At 38.8% G+C, this 20,878-nt stretch carries 11 protein-coding genes; 8 read left to right on the top strand and 3 right to left on the bottom strand.

Going from position 1 to position 20,878, the window contains the following annotated elements:
- Positions 1-75: 75 nt before the first annotated feature.
- The 4 genes from IM793_RS24370 to IM793_RS24355 all read left to right on the top strand — a co-directional run bounded on the left by IM793_RS24370 (position 76) and on the right by IM793_RS24355 (position 15,018).
- The gene (locus tag IM793_RS24370) at positions 76-8,841 is read left to right on the top strand and encodes a gliding motility-associated C-terminal domain-containing protein (protein WP_227256381.1); all 8,766 of its coding nucleotides are present in this window, start codon (positions 76-78) and stop codon (positions 8,839-8,841) included.
- A 37-nt stretch (positions 8,842-8,878) separates the two neighbouring features.
- Positions 8,879-9,880, top strand: coding sequence for a PorP/SprF family type IX secretion system membrane protein (locus IM793_RS24365; protein WP_227256380.1), 1,002 nt, complete (start codon positions 8,879-8,881; stop codon positions 9,878-9,880).
- Positions 9,881-9,950: 70 nt separating this feature from the next.
- Positions 9,951-11,951 (top strand): OmpA family protein, encoded by a 2,001-nt coding sequence (locus IM793_RS24360; protein ID WP_193426066.1) that lies wholly within the window; start codon positions 9,951-9,953, stop codon positions 11,949-11,951.
- A 268-nt stretch (positions 11,952-12,219) separates the two neighbouring features.
- Entirely contained in the window at positions 12,220-15,018 is a 2,799-nt protein-coding gene (locus tag IM793_RS24355; RefSeq protein WP_193426064.1) for a lantibiotic dehydratase, read from the top strand.
- Here the strand turns inward: IM793_RS24355 and IM793_RS24350 are convergent.
- Complete coding sequence (locus IM793_RS24350; protein ID WP_193426062.1) at positions 15,015-15,878, bottom strand: sensor histidine kinase; 864 nt, start codon at positions 15,876-15,878, stop codon at positions 15,015-15,017. The two genes, IM793_RS24355 and IM793_RS24350, sit on opposite strands and share 4 nt — an antisense overlap.
- Before the next feature lie 392 nt (positions 15,879-16,270).
- Between IM793_RS24350 and IM793_RS24345 the strand changes: the two genes are divergently transcribed.
- Positions 16,271-16,420: a hypothetical protein gene (locus IM793_RS24345; protein WP_193426060.1), complete on the top strand. Its 150-nt coding sequence runs from the start codon at positions 16,271-16,273 to the stop codon at positions 16,418-16,420.
- 35 nt (positions 16,421-16,455) lie between these two features.
- Positions 16,456-16,587 carry a hypothetical protein gene (locus IM793_RS25055; RefSeq protein ID WP_255512141.1) on the top strand — a complete coding sequence of 44 codons (132 nt, stop codon included), beginning with the start codon at positions 16,456-16,458 and terminating at the stop codon, positions 16,585-16,587.
- A 4-nt stretch (positions 16,588-16,591) separates the two neighbouring features.
- Here the strand turns inward: IM793_RS25055 and IM793_RS24340 are convergent, their stop codons facing one another.
- Positions 16,592-17,338 (bottom strand): LytTR family DNA-binding domain-containing protein, encoded by a 747-nt coding sequence (locus IM793_RS24340; protein ID WP_193426058.1) that lies wholly within the window; start codon positions 17,336-17,338, stop codon positions 16,592-16,594.
- 362 nt (positions 17,339-17,700) lie between these two features.
- Here IM793_RS24340 and IM793_RS24335 point away from each other — a divergent pair, with 362 nt between their 5' ends.
- A complete protein-coding gene (locus IM793_RS24335) occupies positions 17,701-18,075 on the top strand; it encodes a hypothetical protein (RefSeq protein ID WP_193426056.1) in 375 nt (124 codons plus the stop codon).
- A gap of 21 nt (positions 18,076-18,096) precedes the next feature.
- Entirely contained in the window at positions 18,097-18,594 is a 498-nt protein-coding gene (locus IM793_RS24330; protein ID WP_193426054.1) for a type I restriction enzyme HsdR N-terminal domain-containing protein, read from the top strand.
- Positions 18,595-18,736: 142 nt separating this feature from the next.
- On the opposite strand, the gene htpG is transcribed toward IM793_RS24330, so the two are convergent.
- Entirely contained in the window at positions 18,737-20,623 is a 1,887-nt protein-coding gene (gene htpG / locus IM793_RS24325; RefSeq protein ID WP_227256379.1) for a molecular chaperone HtpG, read from the bottom strand.
- Positions 20,624-20,878 lie beyond the last annotated feature (255 nt).

Genomic DNA, 20,878 nt, shown 5'->3' with positions numbered 1-20,878 from the left:
ATACCGGTAACGGTTACTGATGCCGATGGAAAAACAGCAACCAATAACTATACAATTGTAGTAGTTGATCCTTTATTGTTACCGGCAGCAACTTTACCTGATGGAACAGAAGGAACAGTTTATGCCACGCAAACCTTGCCATCGGCAACCGGTGGCGTTGGCCCATATACTTATGTAGCAAGCAATCTTCCGGCAGGGTTAACTTTTAATCCCGCAACTAGAGCAGTTTCCGGAACGCCTACACAGGCCGGAAATTATTCTATCAGTCTTACCGTTACAGATAGTGAGGGCAGAACAGCAAGTAATACTTATGCACTTAAAGTAATAGGTTTATTAACATTACCAGGTGCTACTTTACCAAACGGTATTGTAGGTACACCTTACCCAACGCAAACTTTGCCAGCGGTAACCGGTGGAACAGCACCATATACTTACTTAGCTTCAAACCTTCCTCCAGGATTAAGTTTCAATACCGCAACAAGAGAAATTACAGGAACACCAACTTTAGGTGGAACCTTTTCAATTTCTTTAACTGCAACAGACGCAAACGGAAACAAAGCAACAACAACTTATAGCTTAACTGTAACGGTTGATGCACCAGTGGTTGCTGCAGCAACTGTTTGTGCTGGAAGTCCGGCTACCCTAAGTGTAAGCAATTTGCAAGCTGGTGTAACCTATAACTGGTATGCTTCTACCGGCAGTACACCATTGTTTACGAATAACACAGGTGTTTTTGTAACTCCTGCAGTAACCGCTCCAACCGTATTTTATGTTGAGGCAGTATCAGGAACTGCTGTAAGTTCAAGAACTGCGGTTAATGTTTCTGTTAACCCACCAGCAACTGCCGCAACCGTAACTACGAACAACCAGGTAATTAATGCAGGTCAATCTACTACCTTATTGGCAACAGCAGATGCTGGAAATACCATTCAATGGTACGATGCTGCTACAGGTGGAACACAGGTAGGTGCTGGTACTTCATTTACTACCCCAATATTATCGGCAACTACTACTTATTATGTAGAGACTACAAATGCCAGCGGTTGCAAAAGTGCAAGCCGCGTACCAGTAACTGTTACTGTATTAAACAACGGTGGTGGCACCGCATGTAATGCTGCTAATTCGCAAAACACAGGTATAAACGGAATTTGTTTATTGTGCGGAATAACCGGAGCCGGAAACTCTACTGATGCAGATCCATCTAACTTTACCCGAATATCGTTGTCAGTAGGTGTTGGTTCATCAGGTTACCAGCAATTAATTTTTCCTAACGCTGGAACTGCAACTGATAGCATCCGTTTAGATTTAGCTTTACCAGGTGGTTTATTAGATTTAACGGCACTGGGTAATGTTACTGTAAACGTATTGAACGGATCAACAGTGGTTAGATCAGTTCAATTAAATTCATCATTATTAAATCTTCAATTACTTTCAGGTTCTCGTTTCGCGGCTACCATTTTAGCCGGAGGTGTTTACGATAGGGTACAGGTAAGCTTTGGGGCATTAGTATCGGCATTAACCAGTTTAGATATTTATGGTGCTACTGTAATTTATCCTAATCCAACGGTAACAGCGGGTGCACAAACCATTTGTGCAGGAAGTACGGCAACTTTAACTGCAACAGCAAATGGTGGTACGACATTAGCCTGGTACAATGCCGCAACTGGTGGCACACAATTAGCCACTGGCGAAACATTTACTACACCAGCATTAACTGCTACTACAACTTATTATATTCAGGTAAGTAAAGCAGGTTGTCCAAACACAACAAGAGTTCCGGTAACTGTAACCGTTACACCAGCATTACCCACACCAGTATTGGCAACAATTGCCAATGTTTGTGAGGGATCATCAGCAACTTTATCAGTTGCCAATCCAGATGCTGCAGTAACCTATAAATGGTACGATGCTGCGGTAGGTGGAAACCTGGTTTTCACAGGCGCAGTATTCCAAACTCAGGCCTTAACAGCCGCCACTACTTATCATGTAGAAGCATCACAAGGAAACTGTACAAGTGCTGCACGTGCAGCAGCTGCGGTATCAGTTAATCCTCGTCCGGTGTTACCTGTAGTAAATGCAAGTTCATCAACAGTGGGTGCAGGACAAACTGCAATTTTAATCGCTAGTTCTGCAGATCCAACCAATACTTTCAATTGGTATAATTCTAATACTTCAACTATACCTGTTTATGTAGGTGCTACTTATGTTACACCGCCATTGTTTGCTACTACAACTTATTATGTAGAATCGGTTTCTACCAATGGTTGTACTTCGGCAAGCCGTGTTCAGGTGACCATTACCGTTGATGGTAATGGATCGCCAAACCCAGTACCATGCGAAGCCGCAACAACACAAGTTGGTGGTGTTACAGGCGTAGCCTTATTATCAGGTGTATTTAACCCAGCTTTAGCGATTGATAACGATACCCAAACCGCATCTTCATTGGTTATGCCTGTTGGAGCGCTTGGAGCATCAGTTTATCAGAGGGTTGGTTTTGGGTCACTATCTACTGTTGGTGATACCGTGCGTATATTGGTATCATCGCCAGGAAAACTATTATCACTGTCGTTATTAGGGAACGCTTCAATTACTACTTATGTTGGAACGAACAGCAATGGTGATTCGCAATTTTTAAACAATAACTTATTAAATGTTCAGTTGTTGAGCGGTAATACACAGGCCTTGATCACTTTTGTTCCAACTAATATTTTTGATGGAGTAGAAGTAAGATTAAACTCAGGTGTATTGGGTGCATTAACTTCGATCAATTTAAATTACGCACAACGCATTTTGCTTGCGCCAACCGTAACAGCTGCTAACGTTACTGCTTGTTTAGGCTCAACCGCTCAATTGCAGGTAAGTAATCCATCAGCAGGTTTAACCTACAGGTGGTACGATGCTACTGGTACTTACCTAAGCGGTAAAGACGGTGTTATCTTTACTACCCCAGTTTTAACAGGCGATACTAAATTCTATGTTGCTGCAGTTTCTGCAACAGGTTGTGTAAGCTATAAAACAATTGTAACCGTAACTACAAACCCTGCACCGGTAACACCTAATCTGCTTTCGGCATCAGTTAATACCTGTCCGAATACATCAGCTACCTTCCAGGTTAAAGATCCAATTGCAGGTACAACCTATAACTGGTACGATGCTGCGGTAGGGGGAAACTTAGTATTCACTGGCGATAACTTTACAACACCTTTAATTACTGCCAATACCAGTTATTTTGTTGCAGCAGTTAATGGCTGTGGTTCTTCATCAGCAAGAACAGAAGGTAAAATTATCTTAGGAACCATTGATGTTCCGGTAATTACACCGCCATCTATCACCATCAGTGAAGGTGCTGTAGCGGTATTAAAGGCAACTTCTGGTACAGCAGGTGCAACCATTAACTGGTACACTACCGCAAACGGTACAGTTCCGGTGTTTACTGGTGAAACGTATGTGACACCACAATTAAGTGCAACAACAACTTATTATGTAGAGGCTACCATACCTGGAGGATGTACTGCAACAAGCAGGGCAACCGTAACGGTTACTGTAATTCCTAATGGTACACCGGTAACTACGCCTTGTGGAGCAGCTACAACAACAGTTGCAAGTGGCGTGACTGGGGCAGCTGTACTAGCCGGTGTTTTCAACCCTGCTTTTGCGGTTGATAATGATATTAATACAGGATCCAGTTTGGTTATCCCAGTGGGATTACTTGGTGCATCTGTTTATCATCAGGTTGGTTTTACAGGATTGTCAAATGTAGGCGATACCTTAAGAGTGAAAATTACCACTCCAGGAACATTGCTTTCGGCAGGAGTATTAAATAACTTAACCGTAACTACTTTCCAGGGTACAACCAGCAATAACGATGCGGTTTCTATTGCTAACCCATTAATTAGCTTAAAATTATTATCTGGCGGTACATCTGCAATATTAACTTTCGTTCCAACCAGTAAATTTGATGGAGCAGAACTGAGATTAAGTTCTGGTTTGTTAGGGGCACTAACATCTGTTAATTTAGATTATGCACAACGTGTAATCACCACGCCAACAGTTAATGCTGTTACGGCAAGTGCTTGTCAAGGTTCATCCGCAACATTAAGTGTGCAGAACCCACAAGCAGGCGTAGTGTACAAATGGTACTTAGGCTCAACTTATCAGACAGGAAAAGATGGGGCAACTTTCACAACAGATCCGGCCTTAACTGCCGGAACTTATACTTATTCAGTAACGGCAACTGCTAATGGTTGTGAGACTCCGGGAACTAAAGTAACGCTAACTATTTTAACTCCACCAGTAGCGCCGATTCCATCAACTAACAACCCAGCCACAACTTGTATCGGCTCACCTGCTACCTTAAGTGTGCAAGCCGTTACAGGAGTAACTTATAACTGGTACGATGCGGCTGTAGCCGGAAATATGTTGGTAACCAACAACAGTAGCTTTAGTACATCTGCATCACTCGCAGCAGGAACATACGATTATTATGTTGAAGCCGTAAGTGGAGCGGGCTGTTCAAACTCTACACGTGCTAAAATTTCTATAACCGTTAATCCATCAGCAGTTGCTGCCGATGTAACAATAACCGGAACTACATCGTTGTGTGCTTCTGGAACAGCAGTACTTACTGCGGCCAGTACAACAGTAACAAGTCCGGTATTTACCTGGTATAGCGATGCTGCTTTAACCCAGGTAGCTTTTGTAGGTGCAGTATTTAATACACCAGCCATTAGTGTAACTACCAAATATTATGTTACTGTTAGTGGAACAAATAAATGTGCAAACACAGCTGGTAATGCAAAAGAGGTTACGATAACAGTAAACCCTGTTGCCACTCTGGCTGATATAAACTTAGCGGGAACGAATACCATATGCGGTGGCGCTTCAGTTACTTTAAATGCAACAAGTACAACCGTAACCAACCCGGTGTTTACCTGGTACAGTGATGCAGCTTTAACAACTGTAGCATTTACCGGTGCTAGCTTTGTTACGCCAACGCTTAATGCCACAACCACTTATTATGTAACAGTTAAGGGGGATAATAAATGTGAGAATACTGCAGCAACCGCTAAACCGATAACCATTACGGTTAATCCGGTAGCAACTGATGCAGACATTGCCATTAACGGAATTACCTCAATCTGTAAAGGATCTACAGCGACACTGTCTGCTTCAACCACAACAGTAATTAACCCGGTATTTACCTGGTATAGTAATGCTGCTTTAACTACAGTAGCCTATGTTGGCGCTAGTTTTACTACACCTGCACTTAATGCAAACACTACTTATTATGTAACTGTTAAGGGTGATAACAAATGTGAAAATTCACCAGCCAACGCTCAGGTAGTTACCGTAACTGTTAAGGATTTTGCTACCGCTGCTGATATTGCAGTGAGCAATGCCCAAATCTGTTCAGGTTCTACCGTAATGTTAATGGCTTCAAGCACCACGGTAACCCAACCAGTGTTTACCTGGTACAGCGATGCTTCGTTAACCAGCGTGTTATTTACTGGCCCAACGTTTACCTTAACCGGATTAACAGCCACAACTACATATTATGTAACTGTTAAAGGTGCCGACAAATGTGAAAACAGTGCTGCAGATGCTAAAGCGGTAACTGTAACGGTTAATCCATTGGCCACTACTACTGATATTATCCTTAGCGGAAGCACATCAGTTTGTGCGGGATCATCTGCTGTATTGAGTGCAACATCGCCAACAGTAACTAACCCGGTATTTACCTGGTACAGTGATGCCGCCTTAACCAATATAAGTTTCATTGGTGCATCTTATACTACGCCGGCATTAACCAGCACAACCACTTATTATGTAACTGTAAAAGGTAATAATAAATGTGAAAATGCACCTGGTACTGCAAGGGTAATTACCATTACGGTTAATCCTGTTGCAACTGCTTCCGATATTACAGCTGATGATGCAAACATCTGTTCAGGATCGGGCACTACTTTGGTAGCCAGTACGACAACAGTAACCAACCCAGTTTTTACCTGGTATAATGATGCTGCTTTAACTTCGGTAGCTTATGTAGGTACATCATTTGTTACCCCGGTATTAACCGCAACAACTAAATACTATGTTACAGTTAAAGGTGATAACAAATGTGAAAACTCAGGTATTACTGCAAAAGAGGTAACGGTAAATGTGAATCAGAGTGCAACTGCCGCAGACATTACTTTATCTACACCAGCTTTAGTGTGTGGATCGGGTACTGCTGTAATTAATGCAAGCTCAACAACAGTAACCAATCCAATATTTACCTGGTATAATGATGCTTCATTAACAAGCGTTGCCTTTACCGGACCAATATTTACTACGCCGGTATTAACCACTACAGCCACTTATTATGTAACCGTAAAAGGAACTAACAGATGTGAAAACACTGCAGCAAATGCAGCAACAGTTACCATAAAAGTTAACCCAATAGCTGTTGCAAGTGATGTTATGGTAAATGGATCAAGCAACATATGCGGAGGATCTGCAGTAGTACTAACGGCAAGTAGTACAACAGTTACCAACCCGATATTTACCTGGTACACCAACACAACTTTAACTGACGTGGCTTATGTAGGAGCAGTATTTACGACACCAACATTAACAGCCAATACCACCTATTATGTAACGGTTAAAGGAGACAATAAGTGCGAAAACAGCGCAGCAACGGCTAAATCTGTAAATGTTGTAGTTAACCCGGTAGCCTCGGCAACTGATGTTATCGCGGCTGATGCAACGATCTGCGCAGGCTCATCAGCAAGTTTGGTAGCCAGCACAACAACAGTAACTAACCCGGTATTTACATGGTACAGCGATGCTGCTTTAACAACGCCAGTATTTACAGGCGCAACCTTTAATACATCAGCGTTAACCGCAACCACTAAATATTACCTCACAGTAAAAGGTGATAACAGATGTGAAAGTTCTGCTGCAAATGCAAAAGTGGTTACCGTAAATGTTAATGCAGGCGCAACAACGGCAGATATTACCTTATCTACACCAGCGAGTGTATGTGGTTCTGGAACAGCTGTAATCAATGCCAGTTCAGCAACAGTTACCAACCCTGTATTTACATGGTACAGAGATGCTTCATTAACAAATGTTGCCTTTACCGGACCCATATTTACCACGCCGGTATTAACCACTACAACAACGTATTATGTAACAGTTAAAGGCGATAATAAATGTGAGAATACTGCCGCTAATGCGAAAACAGTAACCATTACTGTTAATCCAATTGCTGCGGCAACAGATATAGCCGTAAACGGATCAACATCGATATGTGCCAGCTCAGCAGCGACATTGGCTGCTACAAGTACAACGGTAACCAATCCAATATTTACATGGTATAGCGATGCGGCGCTAAATACAGTAGCGTTTACAGGCCCGGTATTTACTACCCCGGTGTTAATGGCAAGCACAACATATTATGTAACTGTTAAAGGCGATAATAAATGTGAAAATACTGCAGCTACAGCAAGAGCGGTAGCCATTACTGTAAATGCGTTGCCAAGCAGCCCGGTAGTATCTGCTCCAAATGGAGGCATATGCGCAGGTGATGGGGCCACACTAACAGTCACCAACGCACAGACAGGTGTTACTTACGAATGGCACGATGAAGCAGTTGGAGGTAATTTATTATTTACTGGTACTACATTCAATGTAACAGCTTTAGCTGCAACAACAGATTACTATATTTCAGCAATCGGAACAGGTGGGTGTAACAACAACGGAGGCCGTGTTAAAGTAACGGTAACAGTTAACGCTAAACCAACTGTACCAACAGTTGCATCAACATCAGTTAATGTATGTATAGGAAGCTCAGCTACATTAACAGTTACAAGCCCTCAAACAGGTGTAATGTATAACTGGTATACAGCAGCGGTAGGTGGAACATTGGCCGGAACAGGTGTAAACTTTACAACACCTGCGGTTAATGCAAACATCACTTACTATGTTGAAGGAGCAAATGGCACCTGTATCTCATCATCAAGAACACCGGTAAATGTAATTGCCCTACCAGTACCAGTTGCGCCAGCATCAGTAACAGCCGCAAATGGAACACTTTGTTCAGGTAGCTCAACGATATTAACTGTAAATAACCCGGTAACAGGATTAGTTTACAGATGGTACGCTGCAAGTTCAGGCGGAGCGGTATTGGCAGAAGGTATAACTTTTACCCCACCAAACTTAAGTGCTACTACAATTTATTATGTAGAGGCAGTAGCAGTAGGTGGCTGTGCCAGTCCAGCAAGAACAGGAGTTACAGTAACAGTACTGCCGGTATTAGATAAACCAGTAGTCGTTGTACAAAATACTACATCAAACAGTGTAACTTTTGCATGGGCTGCGGTTGCAGGTGCTACAGCATACCAGGTTTCATTAGATAATGGTTTAACCTGGATCAATCCTACAGGTGGGGCAACCGGAACAACTTACCTGGTATCAGGTCTGAAACCAGATCAAAACGTAAGTATCCTGGTAAGGGCAAAAGGTCAGACCGAGTGTGAAACCAGTCAGAACGGTTCAGCAACTGGCAAAGCAGCTAATCCTTTTGAAGATCAGATTTACATACCAAATGCATTTACACCAAATAACGACGGTAAAAACGATATATTCTTAATCTACGGTAATACCATATCAAGTGCGAAAATGAGTATTTATACTCAATGGGGTCAATTGATATTCCAATCAGACAATGTAGCAAATGGATGGGATGGAACCTTTAAAGGTGTAAATCAGCCAATCGGTGTGTATGTGTACATGGTTGATATTACATTCAACAATGGAACAACATCAATGAGAAAAGGTACAGTAACGCTGATTAGATAAGAAGATGATTAATAATAAACAGATAAAATCAAAGACCATGAAAATACTTTCGGCTTTAAAAGTATATGTTGCAGTGCTGGGATTGCTGCTGTGTACAGCCAAGTCCTTTGCGCAAACTGATCCGCATTTTTCACAATACTATGCAAATCCGTTATACCTTAACCCGGCATTAACGGGGGTAATAGATGGCGATTACCGTGCAACTGTAAACTTTAAACAACAGTGGAGTGCGCTAAACAGTTCTTTTTTAACAGGTGGAGCATCTTTTGATATGGCTCCCAAAAAGAACCTGGCATTTGGTGCAACCATTTTAAATCAAAGGGCTGGAGAGCTGGATTTTAACTACCTCTCTGCCCTGGTATCGGGCTCGTACCGTTTGCGGTTTGGTGCCGAAGGCTTGCAGATGGTGAACTTTGGCTTACAGGCGGGTATAATTAACCGTAGTTTCGATTTCTCTCAGGCCAGGTTCGGCAATCAGTTTAATCCAGTTTCAGGTTATGATGGTGGTATGATAAATAGCGAAACGCTTTCTTCTCAATCATCGCTGGTTCCTGATATAAACGCAGGTATTATGTTCTTCGATGGTAATCCAAACAAAAGTGTAAATGTTTTCTTAGGCGCAAGTGCAGCACACTTAAACCGCCCCATGGATCGTTTCTCTGGCTCAAATTCACGTATTCCGGTGCGTTTTACTGTTCATGGTGGGGCCAGAATCAAGGCTTCGGAGTTGTTGGATATTGTGCCTAATGCATTGTTTATGTACCAGGGTAATACAAACGAAGTTTCGTTGGGTGCTTATGCACAGCTTAACGTTAATCCATCCGCAAATATTTTATTTGGTGGTAACTACCGCAATAAAGATGCAGCAATTGCCTTTGTTGGCTTACAATTAAATAACATGGTTTTCGGCTTAAGTTATGATGTAAATACCTCTACTTTTAACCGCGCCTCCAACAGTAACGGTGGTTTAGAGCTTTCCATCTCGTTAATTGGCCGTAACGGTATCATTGGTCCAAACTTCTTTTGTCCACGATTATAATTATTCAAATGAAACTATTATGCTTTAAAACCAGGATAGTTTCATCACCATTGAAAACAAGTTTAGAAAGATGAAAAAAATATTACTCTTTTTGTTAGTGGCATTTGGCGGTTTTGCAAACGCACAGTATGTGGTAAATTATAAAAAAGTTGCAGATACTTATTTCGAAAATAAGGATTATTATGCAGCATCTACCTTTTATAAAAAAGCCTTAAAAATTACCGGCGATAGTACCCAGGCCATTTTACCATATGGTAAAGAAAGAAAAGTAGCCTCTGATGATAAAGTGATAGAAGATTATGAAGGATCGATTTATAACCTTGCAGAATCTAGCAGGCTGTATAGGGAATTTAACGAGGCTGAAAAATATTATGCTATAGCGATAACCTTTACGAATACACGTTTTAGAAAGGCGCTGTATTATTATGCTGAAAGCTTAAGGGCAAATAAAAAATTTAATCCGGCTATTGATGCTTTTCAGCAGTTTATCCAGAAAAATCCTGGCGATGCTTTGGCTAAAGAAGCACAAAAGGAAATTGAGTCGTGTAAGTTTGCAATCGAAGAAATGCGCTTTCCACGTATAGTACAGGTTAAAAAAGTACCAGCCAATGTAAATGGTTTAGGATCTAACTATGCGCCCGTTAAAATCAATAACGAATTATATTTCACTTCATCACGTCCGGTTGCTGTGGGGAATAAAAAAGATATGGTTAAAACAGATGCAGGAGAAATTCAGGTATCAACTAAAACCAATCCATTCATCAACAATATCTATGCAGCTAAAGGCGAATTAGCTTCGGCAGATATAGCAGTAAGAAAAATCGATATCAATTTCCCTAAAAACATGGAAATTGCTGCGGTTACTTTTACCCCTGACGGAAATACGATGTATTTTACCGCCTGGAAGGATAAAGAAAAATATGCGATTTACTCTTCTAAAAAAACAGGTGATAAATGGGCAGATCCACAACCCGTTGGTTTACAGGTAAACAGTAGAGATTTTAATTCTTCACAACCTTTTGTGACCAGCGATGGTAAATTCCTTCTTTTCTCATCTGATAGAAGTGGTGGTTATGGTAAATTCGACCTTTGGTATTGTGCTTTGCGGGAAGATGGTTCGTTAGGGCAGGCTGTAAATTTTGGATCAACCATTAATACCGAAGATGACGAACGTGCACCGTATTACAATTCATTAACCAAAAAGTTATTATTTAGTACCGACGGACGTATTGGTTTCGGTGGCCTTGATTTTTTTGAGTCAGAGGGCGATCTGGTAAATTGGTCTGAGCCTAAAAATCTCGGTTATCCGTTCAACTCATCAAAAGATGATCTTTACTTTACTGCAACTGATGATAAAGGAACAAAAGGATACATTAGTTCTGATCGCGAATCATCGTGCTGTTTGGAAGTGTTTGAAGTGAAAAAAGAATACCTTTCTGTTGCAGGCCTTTTAACCGATTGTAAAACTAAATTGCCTTTGGCAGGTACCAATGTAACTTTAACAAATGCAGAAGGATTGCAGAAAATAACTACAGGTACCGATGGGATTTACAGTTTTAAAGTAGATTCGAAAAGACCGGTCAAATTGCTTTTTGCAAAAGATAATTATTTCTCAATTACTAAAAATTACGTTTACGAAGAACTGGCAAAGGCAGATACCTTGATTTATAAAGATTATTGCTTAAGCCCTTTCAAATTGGGTATCCCGATAACTTTGGATAATGTTTATTACGAATTTAACAGTACAGAACTTACCGAGCCTTCTAAAAAAGTATTAGATTTCCTGATCCCGATTATGGAAGATAATCCTGAAATGGAAATAGAACTAGGTTCTCATACTGATAATATTGGTACAGATGAGTACAACTTAGACCTATCTAACAGAAGAGCGAAATCTTGTACAGATTATTTAGAAAGTAAAGGAGTTGCCGCTGCCAGAATGACTTCTAAAGGATATGGAGAATCGATGCCGATTGCGCCAAACGAAATTATTGTAAAACGCAAGAAAAAAGATAATCCTGAAGGAAGAGCTAAAAACAGAAGAACAGAATTTAAAGTAACTAAAAAATAAGATATACTAACATTTCTGCGAGCCATCTTCCTAAAAAGAAGATGGCTTTTTTGTTGTGCTGGTTGGGATTTGTAATCCCGACCTATTGTGCTGTGGATTTTCAATCCACTAAATGAAAAAGATCCTTGGTTAATGAGGGTGGTGTAAATCCCTACTAACCGCATAAAAAGTTTTCAGTTGGCAATTTGCAATTAGCTGTAAACTGAAAACTGTCAATTGATAACTTTTTAAATTAATCTTTGTAATTTTCACGCATCATTTAAATACAATGAAGCTGAATATCCAACCAACCGTAATTTTTAGAACACCTAAATTTTCATATCAATCCGAACTGGCAGATTGTTGGGAGGAATTAAAACTGGCCATTTCAATATCTTCCGCAGCCTTTTACGAAACCATAAAAGAAGTAAAGGCAAACGAACTCAAAGATCTTCCACCTAAGGTTTATTTTACCATCTGGAAATATTTTAACCGTGCGAAATTCAGAGCGACCCCTTATGGCACTTTTGCCAGTTTTAGTCTGTTAAATAATGCCATTAAACCATCCGAAAGCAGAATAGTAGTTGAAGAAGCGCTAAAGGTACGGGAACTGATTGATTGGCCCCATAAAAATAATATTCAGTTGCCTTTGGCAGATCTGTTGCAAAAGAACTGCCTCATATTTAGTAACAGCAGTTATTATTTAACACCCAATAGTATCCGCTATATAGCCTGTACTGATGGTGTTTTCGAACTGGCAGAGCTGGATCAGGACGATTTTGTAATACAAATATTAACTGCTTGCCTAAAGCCACTCAGGCTTAATGATCTGGTAAAACAGTTAAATTTAAGTGATACTGAGGTAGAGGGACTGTTTGGTATGCTGCAGGATATGCACGATTTACAGCTTATTTTTACCAACTACGATCCCAATATTATCGGAGATGATTATTTTGAGCGATTAGGGCTTGCTAATGCGGCTGAGTTACCAAAATACCTTATCGCGGAACGCATAGCTTTATCTGGTGGTATTAATGAACGTTCGCTTCAGGCCATTCCAGGTTTGATCAGTATGCTTCATAATATAATGCCTGCTAAAGATCGTGATGCCCTTAGCCAGTTCCAGGTTCGGTTTAAGAAAAAATTCGAAGATCGGGAGGTACCGCTTTTATTGGCGCTTGATCCTGAAATGGGTGTAGGATACGATGAGTTGGAGCAATCTGGGCAAAATAGCGGGTTTATCACGCGCTTTAACAATAAGCCACCCAAAAAAGTAGGGGCGGAAAATATTAGAACGGCACTAAAACCCTACCTGGCTGAACAAAAATTTGAGAAAGGCAAAACAGTTTATCTGAACAAACTTGTCTTAACACCGAATCAAAAAACTGCAGCATTACCCAATTCATTCAGTATGGTAATGTCTGTCCATGATGATTTGATTTTTATACAACAGATCGGTGGAGTAACCTCAAATGCGCTAAATGGAAGGTTTACCATGGCATCCGGGGAGGTAGAGCAGTACGCTAAAGACATTGCATCCGCAGAACAGCAGGCAAATCCCGGGGTGTTGTTTTTTGATGTGGCCTATATGGTAGAAGCCAATGTAGATAATGTAAACCGGCGGAAGTTAATCTATGGGCATCAATTGTCGATATTAAATTTTGATACCTCAACCGCGCCACTTGCTTTAAATGATATACAAATCTCAGTTCGGGGTACAGAGATTATCCTTCGCTCTAAGCAGTTAAATAAACGGCTGGTGCCAAGAATGGCTTCTGCCTACAACTACATCCGCTCAGATCTTTCTGTATTCAGGTTATTGTGCGATTTGCAACATCAAGGCTTACAAACAAATCTTTCCTTTCCGCTCGATACCATTTACCCTGATTTGGATTATTACCCAAGGCTACAATATCAGAATATAGTTTTAAGCAGTAATAAATGGAAAATTAAAAAAGAAGCCCTGTTAGGACCCGATCAAAAGTTGCTACCCATCGCCGAATGTAGATCATACCTAAACAATTTAGGCGTTAGCGAATATTTTAAAGCCGGTATGTCCGATCAAACTTTATGCTTTGCCCTGCAAAGCGACGATGATATCAATGCTTTTCTACAATACGTACAAAAACAAGGCAGTACTTATATTGAAGAAATACTCATCCCTCAAAATAGTATCGTGGTTGATGAAACAGCTAAGCCCTATTTGGCACAGTTTGTTTTGAGTATAAGTCATGATGAGCAAATTTATCGTGGTTTGGTAGAAACATCAGTAAATGCCGGGGTAACCCGATTTTTCCTGCCAGGTAAAGAGTGGCTTTATTTCGAAATTTATTGCCATCAGCAACGTAGTGATCAGATTTTGACCGAAATCATAGCACCGTTCCTGACCACTTATTCAGATCAGGTAAAATCGTGGTTTTTTATCCGTTACAATGAAAACGGAAACCACATCCGGTTTAGGATTCAACTAAACAATCCAATAGATGGGCAGCTGTTAATATCAAGGCTCATGGATGATCTCAAATCGCTTTTAAACTCAGGTTTGGTATCTGATGTGCAGATTAAAACCTACAAGCGTGAGCTGGAACGTTACGGCAGTAATATGATTGAAGATGTTGAACGGCACTTCGCTGTAGATAGTGCATTTGTAGTATCGCTTTTAGAAACCCAGACCGATGATTTTAACAAATATAAATTGTGCAGCCTTTTGGTCGCAAAAATTATCGGAGCTAACCTTATAGATAAGACCGCCATCAATAAGGTTGTGAGGTTAATGTCTGATAACTTTAATGAAGAGCATCGGTTAGATGCAACCGATTTTAAACAATTAAATATTCATTATCAGGAGTTTCGAAAAACAGAATGGACAGCGTTAACAGTAGAACAGGAGCAGGGCTTTAGCCTGTTTTCAGATTCTTTTATCAGGATTCTTACACAATGTGCGCCTGAAAATGCATTAAAGCTATTCACCGATTTAATACATATGCACGTAAACAGACTCTTTAACAAAGATCAGCGAACGCATGAAATGGTTATATACTATTTTTTACTAAAAGATATTCAGCGTCAAAATGCATCAAAAATTTAGCGGTTTAACCTGGCCAATGGATTAACTACAGTTACATCTATTTCTGTAATGAAGCGGTTAAGTGGATCTTTATAATACCTGAATATATAATCATTACCATAAAAACTGCTCAGACGCTTGCCAATATTGTCAATCCCTACATGATGGCTTTCTGTCTGTTTGCCTTTATTATCATTAATCATGTTTATGGTGCTGATATTCAGCTTGTCTCCTTCGTAAGTGATTTTAATGATCGCCTGTTGGGTAGAGTGTGAAATATTTCCGTGCTTAAATATGTTTTCAACCAAAGTTAATAAGATAAGCGGTGGAAATCTTAATCCAAACATATCGCCCGTTACTTCAAGTTCCAGATTGATGGTATTAGCCGTTCGCAGCTTATGGAGATTGATCAGGTGTTCAATCTGCTCAATTTCTTCGCCCAGCGGAACCATCTCTGATGCTTCAGGGCGTTTTAGGGCATAACGCATCATTTCTGACAGATTCATAATCGCATCTGCTGCCATGGGTGCCTTTTTGCGGGCATCGTTATAGATAAAGTTTAACGTATTAAATAAAAAGTGTGGATTGATTTGACTGCGCAGATAATTGTTTTGCGATTGAACCAGATCGTTCTCTAAAGCCTGTTTTTCTATTTGGGTAACCAGGTTCTGCCGTTCCAGTGCTTCTACTTTCTTTTGGTCTTGAAATGATTTAACAATATAAACATATCCAGTTGCTAATACTATATATGAAATTGCCCGGTACAGACAAGATAATATAAATCTGACACTAATAAAATTCCACGATTCGTGGGGTATCAAACCCATATTGCCGAATACCAATACAAGAATATAACTTAAAGTAATATATGCCAGAAGCATTAATATAATTAAAAGCGAAATCTTGACAAATTTGAGATAGTCATTTTTTTCGCTCGTAATTTTCTGTAGTAAAAATGCGTGAGAATAGAAGATACTGACATTGGCTATATATACTAGTAAGTAGATTCCTAAAGGCTGAAATTTAGTTGTAAAACCGAGACTTAAGATTTCATAAATGATGTAAAAGCCCCAAATGATGAAGTGTAATCTGTACTTACTAAAGAATGTTTTGATGTTGAAAAGAGTCATTTTTTATTCTTAAATCTATTAAAATTGGCCTTTTATCTTCTAAAAGCCGGGGTTTGTGTAAAAAAATAGTGCCAGTTGTTTTTCTGGTGCACCTTTACAGAAATTAATAATAAAAATTATTAACAACAATAAATACAAATACAATGAAAGCTCAACAAACAATAATCGCTACTAAACTCGCTAAAAAAACTGTTTTCGTATATAGAAACATTAAAGGGCAAAATAATTTTTCTACTGTTCCAACAGAAATGGGTCAATCTGTAGTAACTACCAGTTGGATTAATGCGATCTAATTAATAATAATTTATACTTTCAATTTAAAGATTTTATGAAAACTACAAAACTCAATAGAAAAACCATTTTCATCTATAAAAATATAAAAGCAAAAAATAATTTCTCTACTGTTCCTACTGATATGGGCCATTCGGTAGTAACTACCAGTTGGTTAAATGCAATTTAATATTTTATTGATTCCGGTTAGATTTTAACAAACTGCTCTGAACATAGGAGAAGAAAGCTTCTTTATAACCTTCGCCAATTTGTATCATCTCATTATTTACCAAACGGATTATATTTCCATCTACTTTTTTAATTGCCGATTTAGCCACAATGTTCGATTTATTAACACGGATAAAAGGGTGGCTTTCTAAGGCCTTTTCAATTTCTTTAAGTGTAAGATAGGTCGTGTGGATTTCAGACTTAGTAATGATCTGTATATAATTCTGTAATGCTTTGATATAAAGTATTTCATCAATAGCGATGTTGGAAAAAGCATATTTGTGGTCGCCTTTGATGTAAAGGGCTGCAACCTGATCAGCTTCTTTCGTAGTAGTTTTACTACTGTTAGTGGATTCCTTTTTTAAAATCCTATCAATACCTAATGCAAATTTTGCAAAAGAAATAGGCTTTAATAAGTACTGATCTGATTGTACATCAAATGCTTGCAAGGCATAATCGGGATGAGCGGTTGTAAAAATTAAATATTTTGCCTTTTCTCTGATATTTTTGGCCAGTTCCAATCCATTAATTCCCGGCATATCAATATCCATAAATAATAAATCAATTTCGTCCTCAATACTTATCTCAGTAAGTGCCTGGACGGGGCTGGTAAAAGTTTTAAAAACTGTTAAACCAGGCATTTCTGCAATATGGTCAGTTAGTACTTCAATTGCATGTTGCTCGTCGTCTATAACAACGCATTTTAGATTCATGAGTATAAATATGTGTGTTTATTTGATTTGAATGCAAGTTAAATAAAAATGAATTGAATTAACAATTGCACCCAAAAAAAACTCATATCCGGTTTTGTCTAAAAAAAACCAGGGTTTCGTGTAATATTCTACGGGGTTGATGTAAAAAAATTATCTGCACCCTTTCTTTTTATAATCTTTAAACTGTTTGCCAAAAACAAAATAATTAGCGGTGAAAACTACTAATTATGAAAACATCTGCCTGCCCAATCTTGTGTAGCCTGTAGATAATTAAATTAAAAACAGGCCATACAATACTGGGTTATATTAAAAAAGAAATACCAAAAGCAAAGACATATTCCCTACATCTACCAAGCATCGACATGAAAAACAACGAATACGAGTATTTACTTAATAAAATCTACTACAAGGGGATTCTGAAAAATCAAGGAATCAATTCAGATATGTATCAGAGAATGCAAAATGAATATAGCAATCTTGATGGACAGAAGCCTGCTAAAGGCCAGTTAGATGGCGAATATGCGTTCAGGAAATCTTTTTTGGTTGTACGTAATTACGTTCAACAAGCAATAAAAGATGGCATGAAAAGTTTTCAGTATACGATGCAGGCAAATGACATCAACAAATTAACCTATATGGTTGATATGTTGAATAGAAACTTTTTTGACAAACAAAGTTTAGACCAAATTATTATCACTGCAAATTCGGTATTTAACCAATATAATTTAAAAAATTAACTACCTAAAATAGATAACAATATGGAATTGAAAGACGAAATCGGGCAGTTTGCCGTAAGAATTAAGAAAATGCTTCCACAAGTTCAATCTGAGGATTTAACACGGAATGCATTAGTTATGCCTTTTATCCAAATCTTGGGATTTGACCCCTCTGAGGTTCAATCTGAAGCTGTTTTAGATTTCGGTGTTAAAAAAAGTAAAAAAGTTGATTATACCATTATGAAAGATGGCGAACCTGCAATTCTCGTTGAATGTAAACACCACAACGATAATTTAGATATTCACGATTCACGCCTATCCAAATACTTCCGTAAAACAAAAGCAAAATATGGCTTACTAACGAATGGCTTGGTTTATCGCTTTTATACAGAGAAAATGGTGAGATCAAAGAAAAATCAAGAGCCATTGTTTGAGTTTAAAATAACGGATACTAAAGCAGCTACTATTGCTAAAATGATAGAAGATCATAAAGACTATTTCAATGTAGATCAGAAAACTAAAGTAGTAGCCAAAAGGTAACAATATTAATTTAATCTAAGAGTTCCCAAAAAATTCCATCTAAAAGTCCTGATCTGATCAGGACTTTTTTTTATGCGCTTTAGCAAAAGAAAAGGGAGAAACTGATTCAGTTTCTCCCTCTAAATAATGACAGGATTTCCTGTTAAATTAATTCTACACTTCTGCTTACAAAGGCGGTTAACTCTGCTCCGGTTAACATACCTTGAGCCAATAGCGCTAAATCTACCGCTTGTTTAGCCAAAGTGCTTTGTTCTGCTTCATCAGCGTTTAAAATCTTGCTGATCAACTTGTGGTTTCCATTAATGGCAACCTTGTAATTATCTGGCATCTGGCCATAGAAGCCCATTCCACCGCCCATAGCAGCCATATCTTTCATCCGGCGCATAAACTCATCCATAGTGATGGTTACGGGTAATTCTTCAGGATGTAAAGCCACAATTTCTACTTGCATCCCTGGTTTGGTTATGGCTTTTTCAAAAATAGCCGTTACTTCTTTTACCTGGTCTTCAGTTAAAACATGTTCGTTCTGCTCGTCTTTCTCAATTAATTTATCTGCAACGCTCGAATCAACACGTTTAATCGATGTTTTTTCTAATTTTTGCTCTAACTGATTAATAAAGTGATTATCAATAGGCGAATCCAGCACTAAAACATCATAATCCTTTTTATTGGCGGATTGGATAAACGCATCTTGTTTCGCAGCATCATTGGTATATAAATATACTACTGTTCCGTTTTTATCAGTCTGTAAAGGAGATGCCTTTTCTTTATACTCAGGAAGGGTGAAAAGTTCGTTTTTAGTATTTCCCACCAAAGCAAAATCTTTGGCTTTGTCGTAAAACTTCTCTTCGCTAATCATACCGTATTTTACAAAAAGACCAATGTCTTTCCATTTATCTTCGTACGCTTTACGGTCTTTAGCAAATAACTCACCTAATTTATCGGCAACCTTTTTTGTAATGTAGTTATTGATCTTTTTAACATTGCTGTCAGCCTGCAAGAAACTACGTGATACATTTAAAGGAATATCAGGAGAATCTATTACACCATGCAATAACATTAAGAATTCAGGAACAATATCTTTTACTTCATCGGTAATAAATACCTGGCGCGAGTACAATTTGATTTTGTTACGTTGCATTTCAAAATCGTTTTTCAACTTAGGGAAATACAATACGCCTGTTAAATTAAAAGGATAATCAACATTTAAGTGGATCCAGAACAGTGGTTCCTCACTAAAAGGATATAATTCACGGTAAAAGTTTAAATAATCCTCGTCTGACAAATCTGCAGGAGCTTTTGTCCAGATTGGGTTAGTGGTATTGATAATATTATCAACTTCAACATCATTATATTTAGCTTTACCTTCTTCATCTACGCCATCTTCAACCGATTCTGTTTTAGTACCAAACTTAATTGGAACTGGCAAAAATTTAGCGTATTTATTAAGGATTTCCTGCAGTTTGCTTTCTTCTAAAAACTCTTCCGAATCTTTGTTTACATGGAGGATAATATCGGTACCGCGGGTAGTTTTAGTGCCTTCAGTAATTTCAAATTCTGTACTTCCATCACAAACCCAGCGTGCAGGCTCAGCGCCATCCTGGTATGATAAAGTTTGAATTTCCACTAAATCTGCAACCATAAAGGCCGAATAGAAACCTAAACCGAATTTACCGATGATTTCATTGGCATCTTTAGCATCTTTAAATTTCTCTACAAACTCACTTGCGCCAGAAAATGCAACCTGGTTAATGTATTTCTTAATCTCTTCCGCCGTCATTCCCAAACCATTATCACTAATGGTAATGGTTTTAGCATCCTTATCAACCGAAACTTGTACCAATGGTGCACCAACTTCGCCATTAAACTGGCCTAATGAACCTAGTCTTTTAATTTTCTGGACAGCATCTACTGCATTAGAAACCAACTCACGAAGAAAAATTTCGTTATCAGAGTATAAAAACTTCTTAATTATCGGGAAAATATTTTCGGTATGTATGGAAATATTTCCTTTTTCCTGTATGCTCATATGTAAATAAATTGTTTAAATCTATATCGAGCATAACAAGGGTTGTTCCAAAAGGATTTGTTTGCCAAAATGACAGTAGGAAGGTGCGATGGGAAATGTAAGATGGAAAACGTGAAATGGAGCAAGAATGGATGTAGAAGAATGATTAATTTTTTGGTAAAGCTTCAAAAGCGATCGTCATTTAGAGCGCAGAGCAACGCAGCCGAGAAATCTAATCCGTGGTCTGTGTCCTCACAGACCATCACGAGTATCATC

Origin of the sequence: Pedobacter sp. MR2016-19 (genome assembly GCF_014947265.1) — a bacterium.
Taxonomy (GTDB): domain Bacteria; phylum Bacteroidota; class Bacteroidia; order Sphingobacteriales; family Sphingobacteriaceae; genus Pedobacter.
This window is presented reverse-complemented; position numbering and strand designations above follow the sequence as displayed.